19 protein-coding genes are annotated in these 20,584 nt (G+C 59.7%); 10 read left to right on the top strand and 9 right to left on the bottom strand.

Annotated features, from left to right (window positions below):
• Positions 1–83 precede the first annotated feature (83 nt).
• On the top strand, positions 84–1,160 hold the full coding sequence (locus tag PspCFBP13528_RS25130) for a 3-deoxy-7-phosphoheptulonate synthase (protein ID WP_065949195.1): 1,077 nt from the start codon (positions 84–86) through the stop codon (positions 1,158–1,160).
• 74 nt (positions 1,161–1,234) lie between these two features.
• Here the strand turns inward: PspCFBP13528_RS25130 and PspCFBP13528_RS25125 are convergent, their stop codons facing one another.
• Complete coding sequence (locus tag PspCFBP13528_RS25125; protein ID WP_003233387.1) at positions 1,235–1,516, bottom strand: GNAT family N-acetyltransferase; 282 nt, start codon at positions 1,514–1,516, stop codon at positions 1,235–1,237.
• Positions 1,517–2,128: 612 nt separating this feature from the next.
• Between PspCFBP13528_RS25125 and oprI the strand changes: the two genes are divergently transcribed.
• Positions 2,129–2,380, top strand: a complete 252-nt coding sequence (oprI, locus tag PspCFBP13528_RS25120) for an outer membrane lipoprotei OprI (RefSeq protein WP_003172710.1) — start codon at positions 2,129–2,131, stop codon at positions 2,378–2,380.
• 93 nt (positions 2,381–2,473) lie between these two features.
• Here oprI and PspCFBP13528_RS25115 read toward each other — a convergent pair whose 3' ends face one another.
• From PspCFBP13528_RS25115 to PspCFBP13528_RS25105, 3 genes are all read right to left on the bottom strand, one after another.
• Positions 2,474–3,442 carry a L,D-transpeptidase family protein gene (locus PspCFBP13528_RS25115; protein WP_137201745.1) on the bottom strand — a complete coding sequence of 323 codons (969 nt, stop codon included), beginning with the start codon at positions 3,440–3,442 and terminating at the stop codon, positions 2,474–2,476.
• An 81-nt stretch (positions 3,443–3,523) separates the two neighbouring features.
• A complete protein-coding gene (locus tag PspCFBP13528_RS25110; protein ID WP_057722836.1) occupies positions 3,524–3,817 on the bottom strand; it encodes a hypothetical protein in 294 nt (97 codons plus the stop codon).
• Between the two features lie 58 nt (positions 3,818–3,875).
• Positions 3,876–4,481 carry an arylesterase gene (locus PspCFBP13528_RS25105; RefSeq protein ID WP_162515438.1) on the bottom strand — a complete coding sequence of 202 codons (606 nt, stop codon included), beginning with the start codon at positions 4,479–4,481 and terminating at the stop codon, positions 3,876–3,878.
• A gap of 10 nt (positions 4,482–4,491) precedes the next feature.
• Here PspCFBP13528_RS25105 and PspCFBP13528_RS25100 point away from each other — a divergent pair, with 10 nt between their 5' ends.
• Both PspCFBP13528_RS25100 and PspCFBP13528_RS25095 read left to right on the top strand, forming a co-directional pair.
• Positions 4,492–5,175 (top strand): ABC transporter ATP-binding protein, encoded by a 684-nt coding sequence (locus PspCFBP13528_RS25100; protein ID WP_065885127.1) that lies wholly within the window; start codon positions 4,492–4,494, stop codon positions 5,173–5,175.
• The gene (locus PspCFBP13528_RS25095; RefSeq protein ID WP_137201744.1) at positions 5,175–7,685 is read left to right on the top strand and encodes an ABC transporter permease; all 2,511 of its coding nucleotides are present in this window, start codon (positions 5,175–5,177) and stop codon (positions 7,683–7,685) included. The genes PspCFBP13528_RS25100 and PspCFBP13528_RS25095 overlap by 1 nt, the downstream gene beginning before the upstream one ends.
• A gap of 39 nt (positions 7,686–7,724) precedes the next feature.
• Here PspCFBP13528_RS25095 and greB read toward each other — a convergent pair whose 3' ends face one another.
• Both greB and PspCFBP13528_RS25085 read right to left on the bottom strand, forming a co-directional pair.
• Positions 7,725–8,198 carry a transcription elongation factor GreB gene (gene greB / locus PspCFBP13528_RS25090; RefSeq protein WP_065892558.1) on the bottom strand — a complete coding sequence of 158 codons (474 nt, stop codon included), beginning with the start codon at positions 8,196–8,198 and terminating at the stop codon, positions 7,725–7,727.
• Between the two features lie 119 nt (positions 8,199–8,317).
• Entirely contained in the window at positions 8,318–9,322 is a 1,005-nt protein-coding gene (locus PspCFBP13528_RS25085; protein ID WP_101220240.1) for a hypothetical protein, read from the bottom strand.
• Between the two features lie 238 nt (positions 9,323–9,560).
• Here PspCFBP13528_RS25085 and PspCFBP13528_RS25080 point away from each other — a divergent pair, with 238 nt between their 5' ends.
• The 3 genes from PspCFBP13528_RS25080 to PspCFBP13528_RS25070 are packed head-to-tail and all read left to right on the top strand — an operon-like array spanning position 9,561 to position 12,961.
• Positions 9,561–10,487, top strand: a complete 927-nt coding sequence (locus PspCFBP13528_RS25080; protein WP_065949200.1) for an ABC transporter ATP-binding protein — start codon at positions 9,561–9,563, stop codon at positions 10,485–10,487.
• Positions 10,484–11,209, top strand: coding sequence for an ABC transporter permease (locus PspCFBP13528_RS25075; RefSeq protein WP_101220241.1), 726 nt, complete (start codon positions 10,484–10,486; stop codon positions 11,207–11,209). Before PspCFBP13528_RS25080 ends, PspCFBP13528_RS25075 begins: the two co-directional genes overlap by 4 nt.
• Positions 11,210–11,221: 12 nt before the next feature.
• Positions 11,222–12,961 carry a Gldg family protein gene (locus tag PspCFBP13528_RS25070; protein ID WP_065949202.1) on the top strand — a complete coding sequence of 580 codons (1,740 nt, stop codon included), beginning with the start codon at positions 11,222–11,224 and terminating at the stop codon, positions 12,959–12,961.
• Between the two features lie 17 nt (positions 12,962–12,978).
• Here the strand turns inward: PspCFBP13528_RS25070 and PspCFBP13528_RS25065 are convergent, their stop codons facing one another.
• From PspCFBP13528_RS25065 to PspCFBP13528_RS25055, 3 genes are all read right to left on the bottom strand, one after another.
• Positions 12,979–13,287, bottom strand: a complete 309-nt coding sequence (locus tag PspCFBP13528_RS25065; protein WP_065949203.1) for a hypothetical protein — start codon at positions 13,285–13,287, stop codon at positions 12,979–12,981.
• 256 nt (positions 13,288–13,543) lie between these two features.
• Positions 13,544–13,978, bottom strand: a complete 435-nt coding sequence (locus PspCFBP13528_RS25060) for a DoxX family protein (protein ID WP_065949204.1) — start codon at positions 13,976–13,978, stop codon at positions 13,544–13,546.
• 104 nt (positions 13,979–14,082) lie between these two features.
• Positions 14,083–15,504, bottom strand: coding sequence for a transglycosylase SLT domain-containing protein (locus tag PspCFBP13528_RS25055; protein WP_137201743.1), 1,422 nt, complete (start codon positions 15,502–15,504; stop codon positions 14,083–14,085).
• Between the two features lie 236 nt (positions 15,505–15,740).
• On the opposite strand from PspCFBP13528_RS25055, the gene PspCFBP13528_RS25050 reads away from it, so the two are divergent.
• The 3 genes from PspCFBP13528_RS25050 to PspCFBP13528_RS25040 all read left to right on the top strand — a co-directional run.
• The gene (locus tag PspCFBP13528_RS25050) at positions 15,741–16,547 is read left to right on the top strand and encodes a TatD family hydrolase (RefSeq protein ID WP_137201742.1); all 807 of its coding nucleotides are present in this window, start codon (positions 15,741–15,743) and stop codon (positions 16,545–16,547) included.
• 95 nt (positions 16,548–16,642) lie between these two features.
• Entirely contained in the window at positions 16,643–18,124 is a 1,482-nt protein-coding gene (locus PspCFBP13528_RS25045) for a methyl-accepting chemotaxis protein (RefSeq protein ID WP_065949218.1), read from the top strand.
• A gap of 197 nt (positions 18,125–18,321) precedes the next feature.
• A partial coding sequence (locus PspCFBP13528_RS25040; protein ID WP_137201741.1) for a DUF6531 domain-containing protein occupies positions 18,322–20,584 on the top strand: 2,263 nt, incomplete at its 3' end.

Raw genomic sequence — 20,584 nt, 5'->3', positions numbered from 1 at the left:
TCCCCCCTGCATCCAAATCATGCTGTGCTCCGCCGCACGGGGATGGCTGGCGGCCGGCACCCGTGACCCTGACGAGTAACACGATGGCTGATTTACCGATCAATGACCTTAACGTTGAATCCAACGAGACCCTGATCACGCCCGATCAGCTCAAGCGCGAAATTCCCCTGAGCGACGCTGCCCTGCAGACCGTCACCAAGGGCCGCGAAGTCATCCGTGACATTCTCGACGGCACCGACCACCGCCTCTTCGTTGTTATCGGGCCTTGCTCGATCCACGACCTCAAGGCTGCTCACGAATACGCCGAGCGCCTGAAGGTGCTGGCCGCAGAAGTGTCCGACAGCTTGTACCTGGTGATGCGCGTCTATTTCGAGAAGCCGCGTACAACCGTCGGCTGGAAAGGCTTGATCAACGACCCGTACCTGGATGACTCGTTCAAGATCCAGGACGGCTTGCATATCGGTCGTCAACTGCTGCTGGACCTGGCGGAAATGGGCCTGCCCACCGCGACCGAAGCGCTGGACCCGATCTCCCCGCAGTACCTGCAGGACCTGATCAGTTGGTCGGCCATCGGCGCGCGTACCACCGAATCCCAGACGCACCGCGAGATGGCCTCCGGCCTGTCCTCGGCCGTGGGCTTCAAGAACGGCACCGACGGCGGCTTGACCGTGGCGATCAACGCATTGCAATCGGTCTCCAGCCCTCACCGCTTCCTGGGCATCAACCAGGAAGGCGGCGTGTCCATCGTCACCACCAAGGGCAACGCCTACGGTCACGTCGTGCTGCGCGGCGGCAATGGCAAGCCCAACTATGATTCGGTCAGCGTCGCACTCTGCGAACAGGCGTTGAACAAGGCCGGCATCAAGCCAAATATCATGGTCGACTGCAGCCATGCCAACTCCAACAAGGACCCGGCCTTGCAGCCGTTGGTGATGGAAAACGTCGCCAACCAGATCCTCGAAGGTAATCAGTCGATCATCGGCTTGATGGTCGAGAGCCACCTGAACTGGGGTTGCCAGGCCATTCCAAAAGACCTGGCCGACTTGCAGTACGGTGTGTCAATCACCGACGCGTGCATCGACTGGGCCGCTACCGAGAATACCCTGCGCAGCATGCACGCCAAGCTCAAGGACGTATTGCCCAAACGCAAACGCACCTGAAGCCGCACGTGTCTTTGAATCAGGCACACACAAAAACGCCGGGCTAAACCCGGCGTTTTTTTATGGCTGTTCGTTCACAGCTTCGCGGCATGGCGCTGGTGGCGCTCCATGTAGCGTTCCACATAGGAGCAGGACGGAATGACCGTATAGCCTGACTCTTCGGCGAACTTCAACGCCTCTTCGGTCAACGCGGCCGCAATGCCACGCCCACGCAACGCGTTGGGCACGAACGTGCGATAGATATCCAGGGTCTGCTTCCCGAGGTCCATATAGGTCAGATAAGCACGATGACCGTCCACATTGGTCTCGAACTGATGACCAGCCTGGTCATGGTGGATGGACAACGCCTCGCTCATCACTACTCCTCGCGGGTCTTGAATATTGACCCTACCTTACCGCTGTTTTTCCGGCGAAGGAACATCTACGCCACCCCGTGCCGGTTTCGACAACGAGAAAACCCTGAGCGCTCACACCTGCACGTAGGGAATAGTAGGCACCCATTCAGCAATTGCTCAAGGCACACTCGTCATCCCCTGCCACGGGTGGATTATTAGAAAGGGCCTCGATCAACCGATGACCGAACGCCTGAACATTGCCGGCAGTTGCAGCTTGAGACGAACTGGCGCTGTTAAAGTCACCTCTAGATGAGCAAAAGATACCCGGTGCGGCTCGCGCAGACGCAACGCAAGTGCCCGCTTGGATATATAAAATTTCATCTATCTACAAAGCTCGAGGCATGCGGGCCGGCCCTTTCAGCCTGGATCCAATCTTCAGCAGGATGAAAAAAGCCGGCTGCTTTTTATACAAACCTCCCAAAGATTAGCCAAAACAGATTCGGTACAAGAATTTTTTTTGCTTCTTGCGCAACGTCAGTTTACTTACTACAAGTAATGGGTAGTATGTACGCCGGCTATTTGCTCACTCTGAGGCAGTAGCCATCTAATAGAAAGTCCTTGAAGGGGAACACGATGAACAACGTTCTGAAATTCTCTGCTCTGGCTCTGGCCGCAGTTCTGGCTACCGGTTGCAGCAGCGTCTCCAAAGAAACCGAAGCTCGTCTGACTGCAACGGAAGATGCAGCAGCTCGCTCCCAGGCTCGTGCAGACGAAGCCTACCGTAAAGCTGATGAAGCGCTGGCTGCTGCTCAAAAAGCACAACAGACTGCTGACGAAGCTAACGAGCGCGCTCTGCGCATGCTTGAAAAAGCAAGCCGCAAGTAATAATCCTTCGGGGTTGTTATCAAGCCGATCCATTTATGGGTCGGCTTTTTTTTGCCTGAAACTCCCGTGCAAGCTTCTGGACTCACATCGGGTTTATTGCTGCAAATCGATGGGGGTGCTCACCGCCACTGGCGCGCCACCCGGCACACCGATTTCAGTCGGCAGACCATCCTCCGCCGCCACCACGTCACGCACCTGATCCCAGTTCACCCGCAGGCTGTTGGCCAGGTCTTCACGCTTGAGCAGGGCATTGATCACCGCCGTGTGCTTGTCGACCACCGACGGCGTGCCATCGTCGTTCAACGGTGTATGGGCTTCGAGGTAGACCTTGCCGCCGGCGCTGCCGAACTTATAGGCATCGTTGATGATACGCACCGACGTGCCGACCGGCACCATGCTGGCCATTTCCAACACGTTGTTGTTGAACATGCGGAAGCAACCGTGGCTGGTGCGCGTACCGATACCGAATTTCATGTTGGAGCCATGAATCAGATAACCCGGCGTGCCCAGAGTGAACTTGAACGGGCCCAACGGGTTGTCGGGGCCGGCAGGTACCACGTTGGGCAGCGGGTCACCATTGGCGGCATGTTCGGCCTTGATCGAGGCCGGGGGTGTCCAGGTGGGGTTCGGCGTCTTCGCGATGATGCTGGTATGGGCAATGGGCGACCCCCAGCCTTCACGACCAATCCCCAACGGGAAGGTGTAAACCACATTCTGCCCCTTGGGGTAATAGTAGAGCCGATATTCGGCAAGGTTGATCACAATGCCTTCGCGCGGGCCCGGCGGCAGGATGAACCGTGTCGGCAGCACAATATCCGTGCCCGCCCCTGGCAACCAGGCATCGACGCCCGGGTTGGCGGCGACCATTTCCGAATAGCCCAGGTCATACGTGGTGCCCAGGTCGGCAAACGTGTCTTCGTATTTGGCCTTGATCACCTGGACCTGACCGACGATGTCCTCACCGGGCGGCGGCAAGGGCAACTGCAAGGCTAACACCGGACCGGCCGCACAGAGCGCAGCGAAAGACAGGCAGCAGGTAACGACGGAAAGGCGCGACAACATCCGGAAAATCCTTCGCAGAACGACGGTAGGAAAAAACTGATTGTATACGTGAAGCGAGTGCCTGGCATCAAGCCGGCCGCGCTAGAGCTCGAAGCGCAGCTCCGGCCAGATCGGCGGTGTGCCGCGCTTTTGCGACTCCAGGATTGCCCTGCATAACGGGCACAGCCGCTGATCCTGGAAGATCGAACGGTCCACCGACGACCAGAGCGGTTGCGCCGGCAATAACGTGCCGCAGAGCGTGCGATCAATCGAGCCGCCCAACTCCAGTTGACGCGCTACCAGATGCACTCGCACTTCCTGGCAGGCGAACAGATCCAGCTGCTCGTCCGGCTCGATCAGTTGGTAGTTAAACAGGGACCAGGCAGGACGCGACATCAGGGGCTCCAAATCGGGGGGGCGCCACCTTAGCCGAAAGCCTGCCGGTAGAAAAGCGTCATAACAGCGGTTTGAGCGTCGGCCAGACATTTTCCAGCAACTTGCCCTGGGCGGCGACTGCCGGGTGCAGGCCGTCCGCTTGCATCAAGTCAGGATGCCCGCCCACTCCCTCCAGGAAAAACGGCACCAAAGGCACCTTTTTTTCCTCTGCCACCTCGCCGAACACCTTGGCGAACGCGTCGACGTAACGCTTGCCATAGTTGGGTGGAATCTGCATGCCCAGCAACAACACCTTGGCACCGCTGTCCTGGGACGCCTGAATCATCGAGGCAAGATTTTGTTTCAATTGCGCCGGCGGCTGACCCCGCAGCCCGTCGTTGCCGCCCAGCTCGATCACCACCACTTCCGGCTTATGCGCTGCAAGTGCCGCCGGCAGCCGCGCCAGGCCCCCGGCACTGGTGTCGCCACTGATCGACGCATTGACCACTTTATCGTCAAAACCCTCCTGCTTGAGCCGTTGCTCCAACAGGGCAACCCACCCTTTGCGGGTATCCAGGCCGAAACCGGCACTGATACTATCGCCAACGATCAGGACTGTACCCGCCGCTGCGTTCTGGGCCATGCACATCAAGGCCAGGCCAGCACTCAAAAACCACATTCGCATCGGATTCTCCATGGGCGCAAGTATTCTCACCGCGCGGAACCTCAGCAAAGTGGTTCCCAGCGCGGAAGGTGAACTGACTATCCTGCACGAACTGAGCCTGGAACTGAACAAGGGCGACAGCCTGGCTATCGTCGGCAGTTCCGGTTCCGGCAAATCCACCCTCCTCGGCCTGCTGGCCGGGCTTGACCTGCCCAGCAGCGGTGAAGTCACCCTGGCAGGTCAAGCCCTGAGCAGTCTCGACGAGGACCAACGCGCGCGTATCCGTGCTGAACACGTGGGTTTCGTATTCCAGTCCTTTCAGTTGCTCGACAGCCTCAATGCGCTGGAAAACGTCATGCTGCCGCTGGAGCTCGACGGCCGCAAAGATGCCCGCGAGCGCGCCACGCACCTGCTCGAGCGCGTCGGCCTCGGCAAGCGCCTGACCCATTCGCCACGCCAGCTTTCCGGCGGCGAGCAGCAACGCGTGGCGATTGCCCGCGCGTTTGCCGCCGAGCCGGACGTGCTGTTTGCCGACGAACCCACCGGCAACCTCGACAGCCATACCGGCGAGCGCATCAGCGACCTGCTGTTCGAACTCAATAAAGAGAGCGGCACGACCCTGGTATTGGTCACCCACGACGAGCGCCTGGCCCATCGCTGCCGACGCCTGATCCGCCTTGAAGCCGGCCTGATGGTCGCGCCCCTGGAGCCTTGATGGCACGCCTGCCGCTGTTACGTCTGTTCAGTCTTGCCATGCGCCAATTACTGCGCGATGCCCGCGCTGGCGAATTGCGCGTGTTGTTCTTCGCTCTGCTGGTGGCGGTGGCCGCCAGCACTGCTATCGGGTATTTCGGCGCACGCCTCAACGGCGCCATGCTATTGCGCGCCACCGAGTTCCTGGGCGCGGACCTGGTACTCGAAGGCAGCTCGCCGGCCCGTCCCGAGCAAATCCGATCCGGCACCGAACTGGGCCTGGATCATGCGCGCATCGTGGAATTCTCCAGTGTTATTGCGGCCGACAACGGCATCCAGCTCTCCAGTATCAAGGCGGTCAACGAGCAGTACCCGCTGCGGGGCGAGCTCAAAAGTACGGGGGAGCCCTTTGGTGCCGAAACCCCAGGCGGTGGCCCCAAACCCGGCGAAGCCTGGGTGGAAGCACGGCTGCTGACAGCACTGGACCTGAAGGTCGGCGACAGCATCGACGTCGGCATGAAAACCCTGCGCCTGGCTCGCATACTGACCTATGAACCCGACCGCGCCGGCAATTTCTACAGCCTCACGCCCAGGGTGATGATCAACCTGGCGGACCTGGACGCCACCGGCGTGCTCCAGCCTGGCAGCCGCGTAAGCTATCGCGAACTGTGGCGCGCCCCACCCGGCAGTACGGCGCTGCAAACCTACCGCGACCTGGTCAAGCCGGGCCTGGCGGCCAACCAGCGCCTGCAGGACTCGCGCGATGGCAACCAACAGATTGGCGGCGCCCTGGGCAAGGCCGAGCGTTACCTGAATATGGCCAGCCTGGTGGCGGTATTGCTGGCCGGTGTGGCCGTGGCGCTGTCGGCCAACCGCTTTGCCAGTCGTCGCTTCGATGCCAGCGCCCTGCTGCGCTGCCTGGGGCTGTCACGCCGCGAAGCCATGTTGCTGTTCAGTCTGCAACTGAGCGTACTGGGCCTGTTGGCGAGCCTGACCGGCGCCCTCCTCGGCTGGCTCGCACAATTCGGGCTGTTCTACTTCCTGCACGATCTGCTGCCGGCGGACGTGCCACCCGGTGGGCTGTTGCCGGCCGTTGCCGGTATCGGTACCGGGCTCGTCGCCCTCGCCGGCTTCGCGCTCCCGCCCCTGGCAGCGCTGGGCCGGGTGCCGCCATTGCGGGTATTGCGTCGCGACCTGCTGCCGATCCCTTCGAGCACCTGGATGGTTTACGGCGCGGCGCTCTTTGCCCTGGGCCTGATCATGTGGCGCCTGAGCCTTGATCTGGTGTTGACCTTCGCATTACTGGGCGGCGGCGTGGTGGCGGCATTGATCCTCGGTGGCTTACTGCTGTTGTTACTGCAAAGCCTGCGCCGGTTACTCGCACGGGCCTCCCTGCCGTGGCGCCTGGGCCTGGGCCAGTTGCTGCGCCACCCATTGGCGGCAGCCGGCCAGTCCCTGGCGTTTGGCTTGATCCTGCTGTCCATGGGCTTGATCGCCCTGTTGCGCGGCGAGCTGCTCGACACCTGGCAGAACCAGTTGCCCAAGGATGCACCCAACTATTTCGCGCTGAATATCCTGCCGGCCGACAAAGAGGCGTTTGGCGCCCGTCTTCTGGAAGTTCAGGCGCAATCGGCACCGCTTTATCCTGTCGTACCCGGCCGGCTGATCAGCATCAACGGCGAGCCCGTACAAGAGATCGTCAGCAAGGACTCCAGCGGTGATCGCGCGGTGCAACGGGACTTGAGCCTGACCTGGGCCGCCGATTTACCCCAGGGTAACGTACTGACGGCGGGCACCTGGTGGACGGCGCAACCGGGCGATGGCATGCCTGGGGTCTCGGTGGAAGCCAAGGTGGCTGAAAGCCTGAAACTCAAGCTCAACGACCATCTGGTCTTCACCATTGGCGGGGAGAATCGCGAGGCACGAGTCACCAGCCTTCGGACCATCAACTGGGACAACTTCCAGCCCAACTTCTTCATGATCTTCCAACCGGGCACCTTGAAGGATTTGCCGACCACCTACCTGACCAGCTTCTACCTGGCGCCCGGGCATGACCAGCAGATCGTCGACCTGTCCCGAGCCTTCCCGGCGGTCACTATCCTGCAGGTCGAGGCGCTGCTGGAACAGCTGCGCAGCATCCTTGCCCAGGTGACGCTGGCGGTGGAATACGTGCTGCTGTTCGTGCTCGCTGCAGGCATGGCCGTGCTGTTTTCCGGCTTGCAGGCCACGTTGGATGAGCGGATCCGCCAAGGTGCGCTGCTGCGTGCGCTGGGCGCCGAGCGCAGGCTGCTGGTCAAGGCCCGGCGCATCGAGTTCGGCCTGCTGGGGGCGGTCAGTGGTTTGCTGGCGGCACTGGGCACGGAACTGGTGACCTGGGCGCTGTACCGCTACGCCTTTGACCTGACCTGGCACCCTCACCCCTGGCTATTGCTGTTGCCGGTGATCGGTGCGGCGCTGATCGGTGCCGCCGGGGTGTTCGGCACGCGTCGTGCGCTCAACGCCAGCCCGCTGACGGTACTGCGCGAGGGCTGAAACGCTGAAGGCCCTTGCTCCAGCAAGGGCCCTCAGTTGCTATTTCACATATTCAATCCGGGTAATCCACCAGCACACCTCACCGCCGGGGGTCTGTACGATGGCTTCATCGTCCACCTCTTTGCGCAGCAGTGCACGTGCCATGGGGGAGTCGATAGAAATGTAATCCATCCGGTCGTAGATCTCGTCATAACCCACAATGCGAAAACGCTTGGTCTCGCCCTGCTCGTTTTCGACATCGACCCACGCACCAAAAAACACCTTGCCCTCCTGCTCGGGCATGTATTCCACCACGCGCATATCTTCCAGACGTTTGCGCAGGTAGCGCACCCGCCGATCGATCTCACGCAACAGCTTCTTGTTGTACTGGTAATCCGCGTTTTCGCTGCGATCTCCCAGGGAGGCTGCCCACGTCACCTTGCGCGTGGTGTCCGGGCGCTTTTCACGCCAAAGGTAATCCAGCTCTTTTTTCAGTGCTTCATGGCCTTCTTTGGTAATCAGCTTGGTACTCAAACGCGTACATCCCCAGGCAATGTCCAATAGTGTCGACAGACCACGGCATCATACCCTGGCGTCGGCTGGCGGGGATCGATCATAAATCAACGGCGCAAAGTAGCCAGCCCGACAGTGACTCAGCCCTGCCCGTCGAGGACCTGGTCGAGTTCAACGAGCGTGCCTTGCAGGCGTTGTCGCATCAGCGATAACTGCGACATCATCAGCACCATTTTTTCGGTTCTTTGGCTCACCTCCAGCTCTTGTTCCTGCAGGCGCGAATGGTGCTGGTCCAACGCTCGGCTTCTTTCATCCTGCTGATTCTGCTGTTGCTGCAGTCGAGCCTGCCACTGTTCGAGCATCTCTTCGCGCTCAATGACCGCCTGTTTTTTCTGTGTGAGTTCCTGGGCAACCCTGGCCAGATTGCTCAGCGTGCTGTCTATCTCGAGAATGGAGGTCTTCTCCTTTGGAGCGTGGGGTTGCGACGGCATTTCGATGGGCTCTGCCTGAGCGATCGGCGCGCTGGATTCGACGGGCTCGCGCGGCACCTCGGGTACCGTGACCGGCAAATGAGGCGGCTCTTCAACTAACACTTCATCCACAGGCGTCGGCACGGGCTCCGGCTGACTCTTGCCCCGCGGCGGTGCAACCATTTGCGATGAGAAGCGGATCGACGGCACGATGACCGCGCTGCTTTCGATGGCAGGCGCAGCGGGGGCGGACATACCCAATGTAATCACCTTCATCACCAGCGCTTTTTTGACGATCACTGAGTGATGATCTTCGGGCCTGGCAGGCGGCAATCTGCAGCCTTTCAGATCAATGAAGTGAAACGGGATCTGAGACTCGGTGACGGCATTTTCCTTATTGCCGGATGCCGCCGCCATCATCAGAATTTGCTTAAAGACTTGCATCGCTACTTGCAAGTCCTCTTTGGACTCAATCCCGCCAAGAAAGTACCGTTCGAGCTTTTTGCGCAAGGCGGCGATATACACCCTGGAATGACCAGGTTCGGCTTCTTCATCAAGGCTATACACCAGGAAGTTGGAGGATGTCTGTTCGACCGCAAAGCCACACAACAGTGCGCCGTTGACGGGAGCATCCTCCCCGCTGCGCTCAAGAACAAGGGTACGTAGAAGCATCATGGCAGTCAGGCCTCATTGCAAAAAGAAAACCTTATATAAATATCAGACAAATATCCGACCATTATTAAGTACTCAGAACAACACAATTGTTTCAGCGCATTATCAATTCAAACGTAGGACTTTACTTATTAAGTGAACCCAGCGTTCCCAAGAGCAGGTATTGAACGTAATCTTTTTAACGCACCGACACCACCAACGAAACCTTCTTCAGGCACCGCCCAATTGATTCGGTAAACCTATGATAGAAGTCAGCAACCTGACAAAGTACCTGGGCAAAAAAAGCGTGATAAGCGACTTTTCGTTCTGTGCCCAACGCCATGAATGCGTGGGATTGCTTGGAGAGCATGGCGCCGGTAAAACAATGTTGCTGAATTTGATTTCCGGCATGACCAGGCCCACCAGTGGGCACATCAGCATTCAGAGTCTGAGTACCCAAACCCATTCAATTCTCGCCAGGCAAGCCGTCGGTTACCAGCTCCAGGGGGGCATAACCCATCACACGCTGTCGGTCAAAAATATCCTCAACTTTGTTGCCGCCGCTCGAGGGTTCAGGGGTGCCGAAAAACGCCGGCAGGTGGACCGGGTCGCCACGCGACTGGAGCTACACCCCGTACTCAACTGCCCTATCGATAGGCTCAGCCTTGACTTGAAGCGCAGAGTCGCAATTGCACAAGCCATTTTGCACTCCCCCAGCGTCCTCCTGCTGGACGAGCCCACCGAAGGGCTGAACGCCGAGCAACGGCTCAAATTCAGGGTGCTTGTTCAGTCCCTGGCCGAAGAAATGAGCATCATCATCGCCTCCCGCCATTACGACGCGCTGTCCGAGATTTGTACCCGTGCCTTGGTAATCGCAGGCGGGCGGCTGATTGCCGACTCTTCGCTGGCGGACTTGCAGCGCAGCTCCCGGCACTTCCAAGCGGTGACGCTCGCAGCGGATCCGCCCCTGGATTTACTCGCCCTTGCCGTATTGCCCGGAGTTGCCGGCATCGAAGAAGACCGTCAAAGCCCAGGAAAAGTGACGGTTCTGGCCATGCCCGGGCACGCCATCTTCCCCGCCATCAATTCACTCATCACCCATCGCGGCTGGAACATCACGTCACTGCATCTGGAGCCTGGTCGCCTGAACGATGTCGTTCACCATCTGAGCCACGAGGTATCCTCTTGAAACTGCTGCCCCTGATATTCAAACGCCAACTCGCCAGCTATGCCTGTACCCCCCACACCTACCTGAGCGTGGCGTTTTTCCTGGTGCTATGTACGGCGCTGGGGTTGCATACCCATCGCTGGATGGAGCGCGACAGCAATGACTTGCAGGCTTTTTTCGAACTGCACCCCTGGCTCTACCTGCTGTTGATACCCAGCTTATCGATGCAACTGTGGTGTGATGAACGCAACATCGGCTTTTCCGACATGATGAAAACCCTGCCCCTCACCTCGGCAGAACGCGTGATCGGAAAATTCCTCGCAGCCTGGGTTGTATGCAGTGTGGCTCTGTTGTTGAATTTTCCTATCGTGGTGGCCGCCCATTATCTTGGAACGCCCGACAACGGGGTGATCGCATCACAATTTCTGGCAAGTTGGCTACTGGCGGGAAGTTACCTGTCTGTCGGTTGCTTTATATGTGCACTCACGCACCAGCGGATTATTATTTTCCTACTCACGATGGGTTTGCTGCTGACCATCAGCGGGCTTTCTTTAATCCTGGATGCACTTGAACATCAAGCGCCGATCTGGATAGTTGACAGCCTCATGAAACTTGACCCGATCTCCCGCTTCGGTTCAATGGACAACGGCAAAATAACACTGCATGACGGTTTATATTTTGTCAGCATGATCGTTGCCTTCCTTTCTGCAACCATCGTGACACTCAACTATAAAAACAGCTAAGGAAAGTCGCTGATGCGATCCGCTCTTCGTATGGGTATGACGTTGACCGTCATATCATTACTGTTCCTGGCATTCAATCTGGTCTGGCTAAACAAACTACCCGATATCCGCTGGGACTTTTCACAACAGAAAATTCATACGTTGTCACCTTCGACGCAGCAGCTGCTCGCGACGCTTGAAAGCCCACTGGACTTGTATTACTTCAACTCGCTCACAGCCCCGAAAAAAAGCCGAAGCGTCAAACGCTTCGGCCAACGCGTAGAGGACTTGCTCCAGGAGTTCGAAGCAGCCGCCAACGGCATGATCAATCTGCACATTATTGATCCGGCCCCCTTTTCCGAAGATGCCTACAAAGCCAGCTTGTTCGGCCTGGATGACACACACGGATTCCTTGGCCTTATAGGCACGCGTGCCGGCCAAGGTATGCAACGCATCGATGCGTTCAACCCTGTCGACGAACCGCTGCTTGAGTATCAAATCAGCCAACTGATCTATAGGTTGATGCACCCTCAACCGTCCAGCGTCGCCCTGCTGTCCGGGCTGCCGTTGAATGAGTCCGCCAGCCAATTGATGGAGCAGATGCGCGGGCATTTCAACCTGACAGAGTTGGCCTCCAACATCTCCCGGGTGCCTGCCTCGATAGGTAGCTTGATGGTCGTGCAACCAAGGGCGCTGGCCGAACAAGCGCTTTACGCCATCGAACAGTTTGTCTTCAGGGGCGGCAAGCTGATGATCTTCATCGACCCGGTCAGCGAGATGGGGTCTGAAGCCGTATCGGTAGATTCCAAGCTCGATGACATGTTGACCGCCTGGGGCATACGCATACCCGCCAACAAGCTGCTGGTTGACAGCCTGTACGCCTCGTCGGCAACGCTCGGCCCAGGCATGCCCACCGTATTGCACCCAGCCAGGTTGAAACTGCCACGACAAGCGATGAATGCTCACGATATCAGCACCTGGAAACTCAATAGCCTGAGCGTATCAAGCAGTGGCGCGCTCTTGCGTACCCGAAAAAACCGGACGACGTTCACCCCGCTGCTGCAAAGCTCTCGGCAGTCTGCGCTGCTGGACGCCGAGCGTTTCGCTTCAGCGACGCAGTTCGATGCGCTGATTGACGAAGCCTCCACTTCAGGCCAGCGCCAGGTGATCGCCGCGCGTCTCGAGGGGCCGGCCTATTCGACATTTCCTGACGGTTTCAGCGGACAGCCGCCGGGCCTGCAAAAAGCTGCCCGGATCGAAGTCGTGGTGGTTGCCGATACCGATTTACTCGCCGACGCTGTCAGCCAGGCAACGGCCAACAACAACATACAGTTCGTACTGAATACGCTGGATAACCTGGCGGCTCCCGCATCACTTGCCAATATACGCCCGCACATCACGTCGCGTTCGTTCACCACCCTGGAACCCATGCGCGAAGCTGCTGCACAGGCGTATCGGGAAAAGGCAGCGGAACTGGAACGTCGCCTTGAGCGTACCGAACAAGCGTGGCAACGGTTGAATCCAAAGGCCACAGGCCTGGCCACCCAGGTTGTGGACACCAATACCCAATTGCAGGCGCTCAACAAGGAGCGCCTGCGCCTGCCCATGGAACTGCACGCCCTCAAGGCGCAGGCGTATGCGCCGTTGAACCGCTTCGAACGCAACATAAAGCTGCTGATGATCGCGACGGTACCACTGATGCTGTGCCTGATAGCCTGGCTACGGTATCGCTGCCTGCGTCGACGCCGATGTTCGCCAGTGGCCTATAGCTGATCACTTTGCGGCGGGAATCAGCGACGGGCAATCAACCCTTGCCGGGCAATCCGGGTCAGTTGGCGAATCACCTCTTCGGCATTGCCTGCACTCGGTGCCTGGATCACCGCGAGATCAAAGCTGTTACTGGCGAAACGCGTCAGGGAGTCGCCGTCTTCCACGAACTGGATCAGAAACGCCGAAGGCCGCCCGGTGCGACGCGGCCAGCCATCAAGGTAGCGCAGCAGCGTCGGCTGGTGCTTGCCGCCCAAGAGGATTTTCGGGTTGCGCTGAGTCAGGTCCGCAGTGATCGGGGCCAGGCGTATCAGAGGGCGTAGTGCATTCATCGTGTCGTGTCTCTGCCTCAAAAGTCTGCGGGCAGGTGAGAGGCAACACCGAACCAGCGCTTTAGCGGTATTTCGACCCGTGCCTGCTGATCAGTGCATGGTTCTGTCGGACTGCATCGAGCCCAGTGGCGCCCCGCAATTAGCTGTTTAAATCGGCGCATGAGCAGCATCCTAGAGAAGCTGGCGGGGCAGTGTCAAGAATCCCGAGCAACGAAAAGGCCCGCACGTGGCGGGCCCCTGGTGCCTGGCGAAACGGTCAGTTGGCGATGGCGCGGTCAGCCGACAGTCTGCCGGCACCTTCGAACAGTACCGCCAGCGAGCCGCCAAGCAGCGCCAGTGCAAACTCATAGCCATTGTTGGCCATGAACAGCCCGTTGTGAATGTGCACCGAAAAGATCGCCACCAGCGACAGGAAGGTCAGGCCCAGTGCCGCAGGACGTGCGAGCAGGCCAATGATCAGCGCCAGGCCGGCAAAGAACTCGGTGCCGCCGGACAACACTGCCATCAGGGTGCCCGGCGCCAGACCGATGCTTTCCATCCATTGGGCAGTGCCAGCCAGACCACCACCGCCGAACCAGCCGAAGAGTTTTTGCGAGCCGTGGGCAGCAAAGATGATACCGACGAAGATGCGCAGAACAGTCAGGCCGAAACCTGCGCGAGTGGACAGGACACGAGTAATCAATGGGCTCATGAGGGTAAATCCTTTTTCAGGTAGGGGTTGGTTGGCCGCCATATTAATCAGTTTAAACAATGATAAAAGCCGAAAAAATGCGTTATCAACATCGGTAAATTCGATTATTTACCCGACGCGACTTTCGGCACAGACGGCTCCAGGGACTCTCGCTCCCGGTCGAACGCCAGATAGTACTTGTTGACGCTATTAACATAGCTGACGCCGCCCATCCCTACCTGCTCCATGGCAATGCGTTCAACCTGAAAGAACCACTGATTGGGGTTGAGCCCCCGGCGCCTGGCTTCAGTGCGCATGCCCTGCACCCGCTCCGGGCCCATGTTATACGCCGCCAGCACAAAGGCCATGCGTTCACGCTCATTGAGCTTGGGGCTGGCGAAGAACTTGCGACGGATCATGGCCAGGTAGCGCGCGCCTGCCTGCACATTACTGTCCAGATTCTCGATATTGTTCACGCCCACCCGTTGCGCCGCCGAGGGCGTGATCTGCATCAAACCGGTAGGGCCACCGCTGTTGCGTGCGCCAGGGTCCAGCGCAGACTCCTTGAAGGCCAGCGCGGCCAGGTTCAACCAGTCCATGCCCTGCTCGCGCGCATGCTTTTGCAGGACCGGGCGCAGTTTTTCCAGGCGTTGACGGTCGGCGCGGGCCAACGGGTTGCGCACCTGGTAAAGACGTCGATAGATACGCTGGAACGCCACATCCTGATCGGAAGGGGTGTGGTAAGTCTTGAGGAAACGATCGATGCTCGCCCGCAGCATCGAAGCATCCTGGCGCACGAACCAGTACTCGTCGCCCGGCTCGCTGATGACCACCTGCTTGTCAAAACGCAACTTGGGCAGGATTTTCGACCAGCGCTCGGCAATCGGTTTTTCAACGATGGTCAGGTGAAAGATCCCGGCCTGCACCATCTCCAGCACGTCTTCCACAGCCAGGCTCGGGTCGACCCATTCCACCTTGATCGGCGGGCGCTTGTGCAGGGCCAGTTTCTGGTTGACCTGGCTGATCGCATCGGCCGCCGCACTGCCGGTGGTCAACGCCAGGGTACGGCCCGACAACTGCTCCAACCTGGTAAATCGCCGCTCACCCTTGACGCCGACCAGCCACAACGGCACGTCGCTGGCGATCGGGTCACTGCTGCTGATCTTGTGCGCGGCCTTCACGTCCAGCAGTTCGCCGGGGGCCACCAGGTCGCCTTCGCCACGAGCCAGCGCGCCAAGCAACTGGTCCTTGGCCCTGGGAATGATCTTGAGGTTGATCGCCTGCCCATCGCGGGCACGGCCATTGAGGTATTGCTCGAAAGCACGCAGGCGATGGTATTCGACACCGATGGCCTGGCCCTGCACTTCACCTGAGCTGTTACGGCTCTGGTTGACCAACACACGCAGGGTACGACTGGAGCGAATTTCTGCCAGGTCACGAACCTTGCCGGGCTTGGTCACTTCCAGCGGCCCATCCAGACGCGCGACCGCCGCCATGGGCAGCAGTAACGTCACGCACATCATAAGCAACGCCGAGGGTCGGATCATCCGCTCTCCGGAAAGAATACTGGCCAACGCCTTCGTCAAAAACCAGGTGTTGGGCGTCAGAAACAGAGCGCTTTATGCGCTGGCAAGGCGTGCAACGGCGACAGGGTGAGAGGCAAAGGGCCCGCCACAATGTCGCTGGCGACGTTCAAAGACAGCTATAACGCGTTGTAGTTCTTCGTTTTTCTTATAAATCTACAGCTCTGATATGCTTTCCGGCCGCAGGCGGAGGTAGCACCATGCAACTCATTGATATCGGCGTCAACCTGACCAACCCCAGTTTCGACGAGAGGCACTCGGCCGTTCTCGAGCGGGCCTACGCCGCCGGCGTGCAACAATTGGTGCTCACCGGCACCAGTGTCGAAGGCAGCGAGCAGGCCATGGCGCTGTGCACGAGCCTCGATGAAAGTGGGCAACGCCTGTTCAGCACGGCCGGCATCCACCCCCACTCCGCCAGCACCTGGAGCAGCGACAGCGCCCAGCGTCTACGCGACTTGCTCAACCAAGCGCGTGTGCGTGCCGTCGGCGAGTGCGGACTGGATTTCAACCGGGACTTTTCGCCGCGTCCGCAGCAAGAAAAAGTCCTCGAGGAACACCTGGCCCTGGCTGTCGAACTGAAACTGCCAGTGTTCCTTCACGAGCGCGACGCCAACCAGCGCCTGTTGGAGATCCTCAAGGATTACCGTGACCACGTGCCCGCCGCCGTGGTGCATTGCTTTACTGGCGAACAACAGGCGCTTTTCAGCTACCTCGACCTTGATCTGCACATTGGTATCACCGGCTGGATCTGCGATGAGCGGCGTGGGACGCATCTGCACCCATTAGTCAGGGAGATTCCCCGCGGCCGTCTGATGCTGGAAAGTGATGCGCCCTACCTGCTGCCACGCACGCTGCGCCCCAAGCCGAAGAACGGCCGCAATGAGCCCGCCTTCCTCACCGAAGTACTGCGCGAAGTTGCCCTGCATCGCCATGAAACGCTGGAAGACCTGGCGACGCACAGTACCGCCTGTGCCCGCGCTTTCTTCGGCTTACCTGCCGTGGAGTGATGCGGCGCATTGACCCATGTCAAAAAGCCTTTCCTGAGCAGCGGCACAATAATGGCACCTTGCCAATGCTGTTTCCGCTATCAGAGAAAACCTCCATGGGTGCCTGGCTTAGCAATATCTCGCTGAAGTACAAATTCTGGGCCGTCAACGCGGTGGCTTTCATCACTACCCTGCTGCTGGTGCTGTATGCCGTGCAGCTCGAACAACAGGCCCGCAGCCAGGCGTCCCAGGTTTCGGCCAGGGCCCAGGCGCAGGTGCTCAACGCCTGGCCGACCGACAAGACACTCCCCACTGGCGAGAACTGGCTGACCTTTACCGGCGACCAAGCGCCACAACGGGCAGGCCAGGATCTGTCCATCTTGCAAGGCGCCAGCGGCTGGGTCGAACTCAGTCACCTGCCGTTGTTCGGCGTAAACCCGCTGATAGGCGCAGAGGTCATCCGCCGTGCCGACGGACAACAGGTCGCCGTACTTGCTTACGCGCCAAGCCTGCGCCAAGTGTTCGGCGAACGCTTCGTCAACTATGCGGTGGCGGTTGCGATCCTGATGCTCGCGATGCTCGGCGCCTCGCAACTGCTGATCCGCTTCCTGCTCAGCCAGCTCAACACCCTCAAGGACGTGATGCTGCATGTAGAAAAGAGCGGCGACCTGTCCGCCCGCGTGCCCCTGGCTTGCAAGGATGAAGTCGGGCAGATGGCCAGCGCCTTCAATGCCATGCAAGCCGGCTACCAACGGGTGGTCAACACCGTGGCGCGGACCGCCAGGCAATTGGACGAGGGCGCCGCACGCCTGGCCAGCAGCATGAACGAGGTGCAGCACGGCATGCTCGGCCAGCAGAGCGAGACCGACCAGGCCGCCACGGCGATCAACGAAATGACCGCCACCGTCCACCATATTGCCCAGCACGCCGGGGCCACCCGCGACCTCTCGCAAACCGCCGATACCCTTGCCGGCAGCGGCCAGGAAGTGGTCACACGCGTGCAACGTTCAATCGCCGGGCTGTCCAGCGGTGTGCAACAGACCGCTGAGATGATCCAGAAACTCGCCGAAGACAGCCAGAAAATCAACGGTGTGGTCGGGGTGATCCACAGCATCGCCGAACAGACCAATTTGCTCGCCCTCAACGCCGCCATCGAAGCTGCCCGCGCTGGCGAAATGGGCCGTGGCTTTGCGGTAGTCGCCGACGAAGTGCGCAACCTGGCCAAACGCGTGCAGAGCTCCACCGACGAAATCACCCGCATGGTCTCGGCGCTGCAAGCCGGCACCCGCGACGCGGTGGACTTCATGCAGGAAAGCTCGTTCAAGGCCGATGACTGCGTGCAGCAGGCCCAGGAAGCCGGCGCCGCGCTCGCCGAAATCACCGGCGCCGTGGCGCAGATGCGCGAGAGCAACACCCAGATTGCGGTGGCCGCCGAACAGCAGAGCCATGTCGCCGAAGAGATGAACCGCGCCGTGGTGAGCATTCGTGATGTGACCGAGAATACCGTGCAGCAGACCGTCGACTCAGCGACCACCAGCAACGAACTGGCGACACTGGCGGGAGAGCTGAGTAAGGCGATTGGGCAGTTGAAGCTGTAGGACCGATCAGCCCGTAATCCGACTCCTACAGCCATGTTTCAGAGTACTTGAGGTCAAAACGAAACTTCCTACGTAACTGCCAGATAAGCTCTACTCCCCCGCCCCGCAAACCGCTGCAAAGTCCCTCGCCTGATTAGTCAGTGCGAAGGAGTGCAGATGGTTTTTTTCGTTAGGGCTCCGGTTGTCGGGGCCGTCTTTTGATTCCGGTGATAGCCAGCTTCGTCCTGGCGCCCATGGACCCCACAGCGCCGGACGTTGAACGTGTGCTTGGGGATTTGCGCAATTGCCTGAACACCTTCGACGCGTGGGCCGACAGCTTTTTCAGTGGCTCGGCTCTGGAAGTCGAGCAGGTGTTCAAGGTCGGGGATGACGTCGCACTGGTGGCGCCGATCTCTTCCGACACGCCCAGTCGCACAGTCGCTCAATGCAAGGCCCAGGGTGGGCTGACCCTGGTGCATCTGTTCGAGAGCACCCGCTTCGTCCCCATCGGCAACACGCCGGTGACGCTGCAAGCCATTGCACCGGACGGCACGCCCATTGGCGCGCCGCTGCACCGCACCATCGGCCCCAGCGGCATGCTTGAAGTCCCTGAGTGCACCCGCGATCAGCAGTACCGCATCACCTTCTACCCCAATGTTTCCAAAGACCACGTCAAGGCGCTGTATGCGTCCTACCAGTCGGTGGTCGCCGGGCTGGAAGCGGATCTGCGCAAGCAATGGCACGAGCGCTTCGAGCCTCAGTGGGCTGATTTCGCCAAGGCCCCGCCCTTCAAGCGCAGCGCCAAACAGGGCGCGGCCTTTGCAAGCGGGATTGGCAAGGCCTTTTACAACCTGTGGGACAACATCACCGAGCTGTACGACCTGCTGGCCAACCTCAAGTCCAACAGCGAGAAGTTGCTGCAGTACCTCTCCCAAGCCGAACTCGATGAACTGCTGAAACTGGGCAAGGACACACTCGCCCAGGGCTTGCTGGTGCTCAGTGATGAGCCGCTGCTGTTTATCTATTTGTCGGCGGTGGTCAGCTGGATACGCCTGCTGCCGCCGCCCGAGATGTACGAACTGTTGGGTGAGATCACCGGTGAAGTCTTGATCAACCTGCTGCTGATATGGGCTACGCGGGGGATGGGGGTGCAGCTTCGGTTGGGGGCTCAGGTGTTGAGTTCTATTAAATCCGGCCGGGCGCGGGCGTTGTTGGAGTTGCTGGCCAGGCAGGTGCCGGGGCCTGGGCTGGAAACCCATGTGCAGACGGCCAAACCGTTGCTGCTGGGGAGTGCGGCGACGCCGGTCAAGGCAGTGCCGGTAGCGCCGTTGAAGGCGGGCGATACGCTGGTTTCGAACGCGGTGCCGATGGTGCGCAATAAGACGCAGCGTACGGCGTTAGTGCGGCAGGAGTCGGTGGATGACGTGCCGGCCGTGGCGTCGAACCCGAAGGGCGATGCGGCGGCTTCTGCGGATAAAACAGTTACTAACGGTTGCCCGGTGTCGATGGTCACCGGAGAGGAACTGCTGACCCTGACCGATGGCGCGCTCGATGGCATCTTGCCGTTCGAGTGGACGCGGTTGTACCGCACCAGTGCGGTGGAAGTGGATTGCGGGTTGGGGTTTGGCTGGAGTCACGCGCTGGCGCAGCGGCTTGTGGTTTCAGGCGATTTGGTGGTGTGGACGGACCATGAGAATCGCTCGACCACCCTGCCCTTGCCGACGGCTGCTCGGCCGGCGATTACCAACAGCCTGGCGGAAGCGGCGATCTACTTGGGGTCTGCACCGGATGAGTTGGTGCTGGCCCAGTCTTCTCGGTTTTATCACTTTTGCGACGGCGTGCTGACGGCGATCAGCGATGCGTATGACAACCGATTGCGCATTTTCCGGGATCGGTTGGGGCGCATTGAGCGACTGGATAACGGTGCAGGGCGTTCTTTGCTCTTGCGCTACGAGTTGGGCCGGATTGTGGCGGTGGACTACCAGGTTCATCGCGCCCAAGGCCACGAACCCTTCGTTTGGATGACCGAGCAAAACGTCGTTTCCTACGCCTATGACGATGCTGGACGACTGGTATCGGCGACCAATGCCGTCGGTGAGCGCGAGGTTTATCGGTACGACGAACAGCACGTCATTCTTGAGCGGCAGTTGGCCGGTGGGGCGAGTTTCTTTTGGGCGTGGGAAAGCTCTGGTAAAGCCGCGCGCTGTGTCCGGCACTGGGCCAGTTTTTCGCAGATGGACACGCGCTATGTATGGGGCGATGACGGCAGCGTCAACGTGCACAACGCCGATGGCAGCCAGGAAGTGTATGTCCACGATGACCGGGCGCGACTGGTACAGCGCATTGATCCCGACGGCGCCCGGCATTTCAAATCCTACGACGACAAGGGCCGACTGACCGTCGAGCAGGACCCGCTGGGCGCGGTGACGGCCTATCAGTACGACGACGCCGGACGCTTGGTGGCGCTGTTTCCGGGTGAGG

This window comes from Pseudomonas sp. CFBP13528, from assembly GCF_005233615.1.
Lineage (GTDB): Bacteria > Pseudomonadota > Gammaproteobacteria > Pseudomonadales > Pseudomonadaceae > Aquipseudomonas > Aquipseudomonas fluorescens_AM.
The sequence above is the reverse complement of the archived record's forward strand: the minus strand, read 5'-3'. Positions and strand labels throughout refer to the sequence as shown.

Coding starts and splice junctions, on each gene's coding strand:
- PspCFBP13528_RS25095 (WP_137201744.1), top strand. CDS start 5,175: ATGGCACGCCTGCCGCTGTTACGTCTGTTCAGTCTTGCCATGCGCCAA.
- PspCFBP13528_RS25060 (WP_065949204.1), bottom strand. CDS start 13,978: ATGAGCCCATTGATTACTCGTGTCCTGTCCACTCGCGCAGGTTTCGGC.
- PspCFBP13528_RS25055 (WP_137201743.1), bottom strand. CDS start 15,504: ATGATCCGACCCTCGGCGTTGCTTATGATGTGCGTGACGTTACTGCTG.
- PspCFBP13528_RS25070 (WP_065949202.1), top strand. CDS start 11,222: ATGCGATCCGCTCTTCGTATGGGTATGACGTTGACCGTCATATCATTA.
- PspCFBP13528_RS25065 (WP_065949203.1), bottom strand. CDS start 13,287: ATGAATGCACTACGCCCTCTGATACGCCTGGCCCCGATCACTGCGGAC.
- PspCFBP13528_RS25050 (WP_137201742.1), top strand. CDS start 15,741: ATGCAACTCATTGATATCGGCGTCAACCTGACCAACCCCAGTTTCGAC.
- PspCFBP13528_RS25130 (WP_065949195.1), top strand. CDS start 84: ATGGCTGATTTACCGATCAATGACCTTAACGTTGAATCCAACGAGACC.
- PspCFBP13528_RS25125 (WP_003233387.1), bottom strand. CDS start 1,516: ATGAGCGAGGCGTTGTCCATCCACCATGACCAGGCTGGTCATCAGTTC.
- oprI (WP_003172710.1), top strand. CDS start 2,129: ATGAACAACGTTCTGAAATTCTCTGCTCTGGCTCTGGCCGCAGTTCTG.
- PspCFBP13528_RS25105 (WP_162515438.1), bottom strand. CDS start 4,481: ATGCGAATGTGGTTTTTGAGTGCTGGCCTGGCCTTGATGTGCATGGCC.
- PspCFBP13528_RS25045 (WP_065949218.1), top strand. CDS start 16,643: ATGGGTGCCTGGCTTAGCAATATCTCGCTGAAGTACAAATTCTGGGCC.
- PspCFBP13528_RS25080 (WP_065949200.1), top strand. CDS start 9,561: ATGATAGAAGTCAGCAACCTGACAAAGTACCTGGGCAAAAAAAGCGTG.
- PspCFBP13528_RS25085 (WP_101220240.1), bottom strand. CDS start 9,322: ATGATGCTTCTACGTACCCTTGTTCTTGAGCGCAGCGGGGAGGATGCT.
- PspCFBP13528_RS25115 (WP_137201745.1), bottom strand. CDS start 3,442: ATGTTGTCGCGCCTTTCCGTCGTTACCTGCTGCCTGTCTTTCGCTGCG.
- PspCFBP13528_RS25100 (WP_065885127.1), top strand. CDS start 4,492: ATGGGCGCAAGTATTCTCACCGCGCGGAACCTCAGCAAAGTGGTTCCC.
- PspCFBP13528_RS25110 (WP_057722836.1), bottom strand. CDS start 3,817: ATGTCGCGTCCTGCCTGGTCCCTGTTTAACTACCAACTGATCGAGCCG.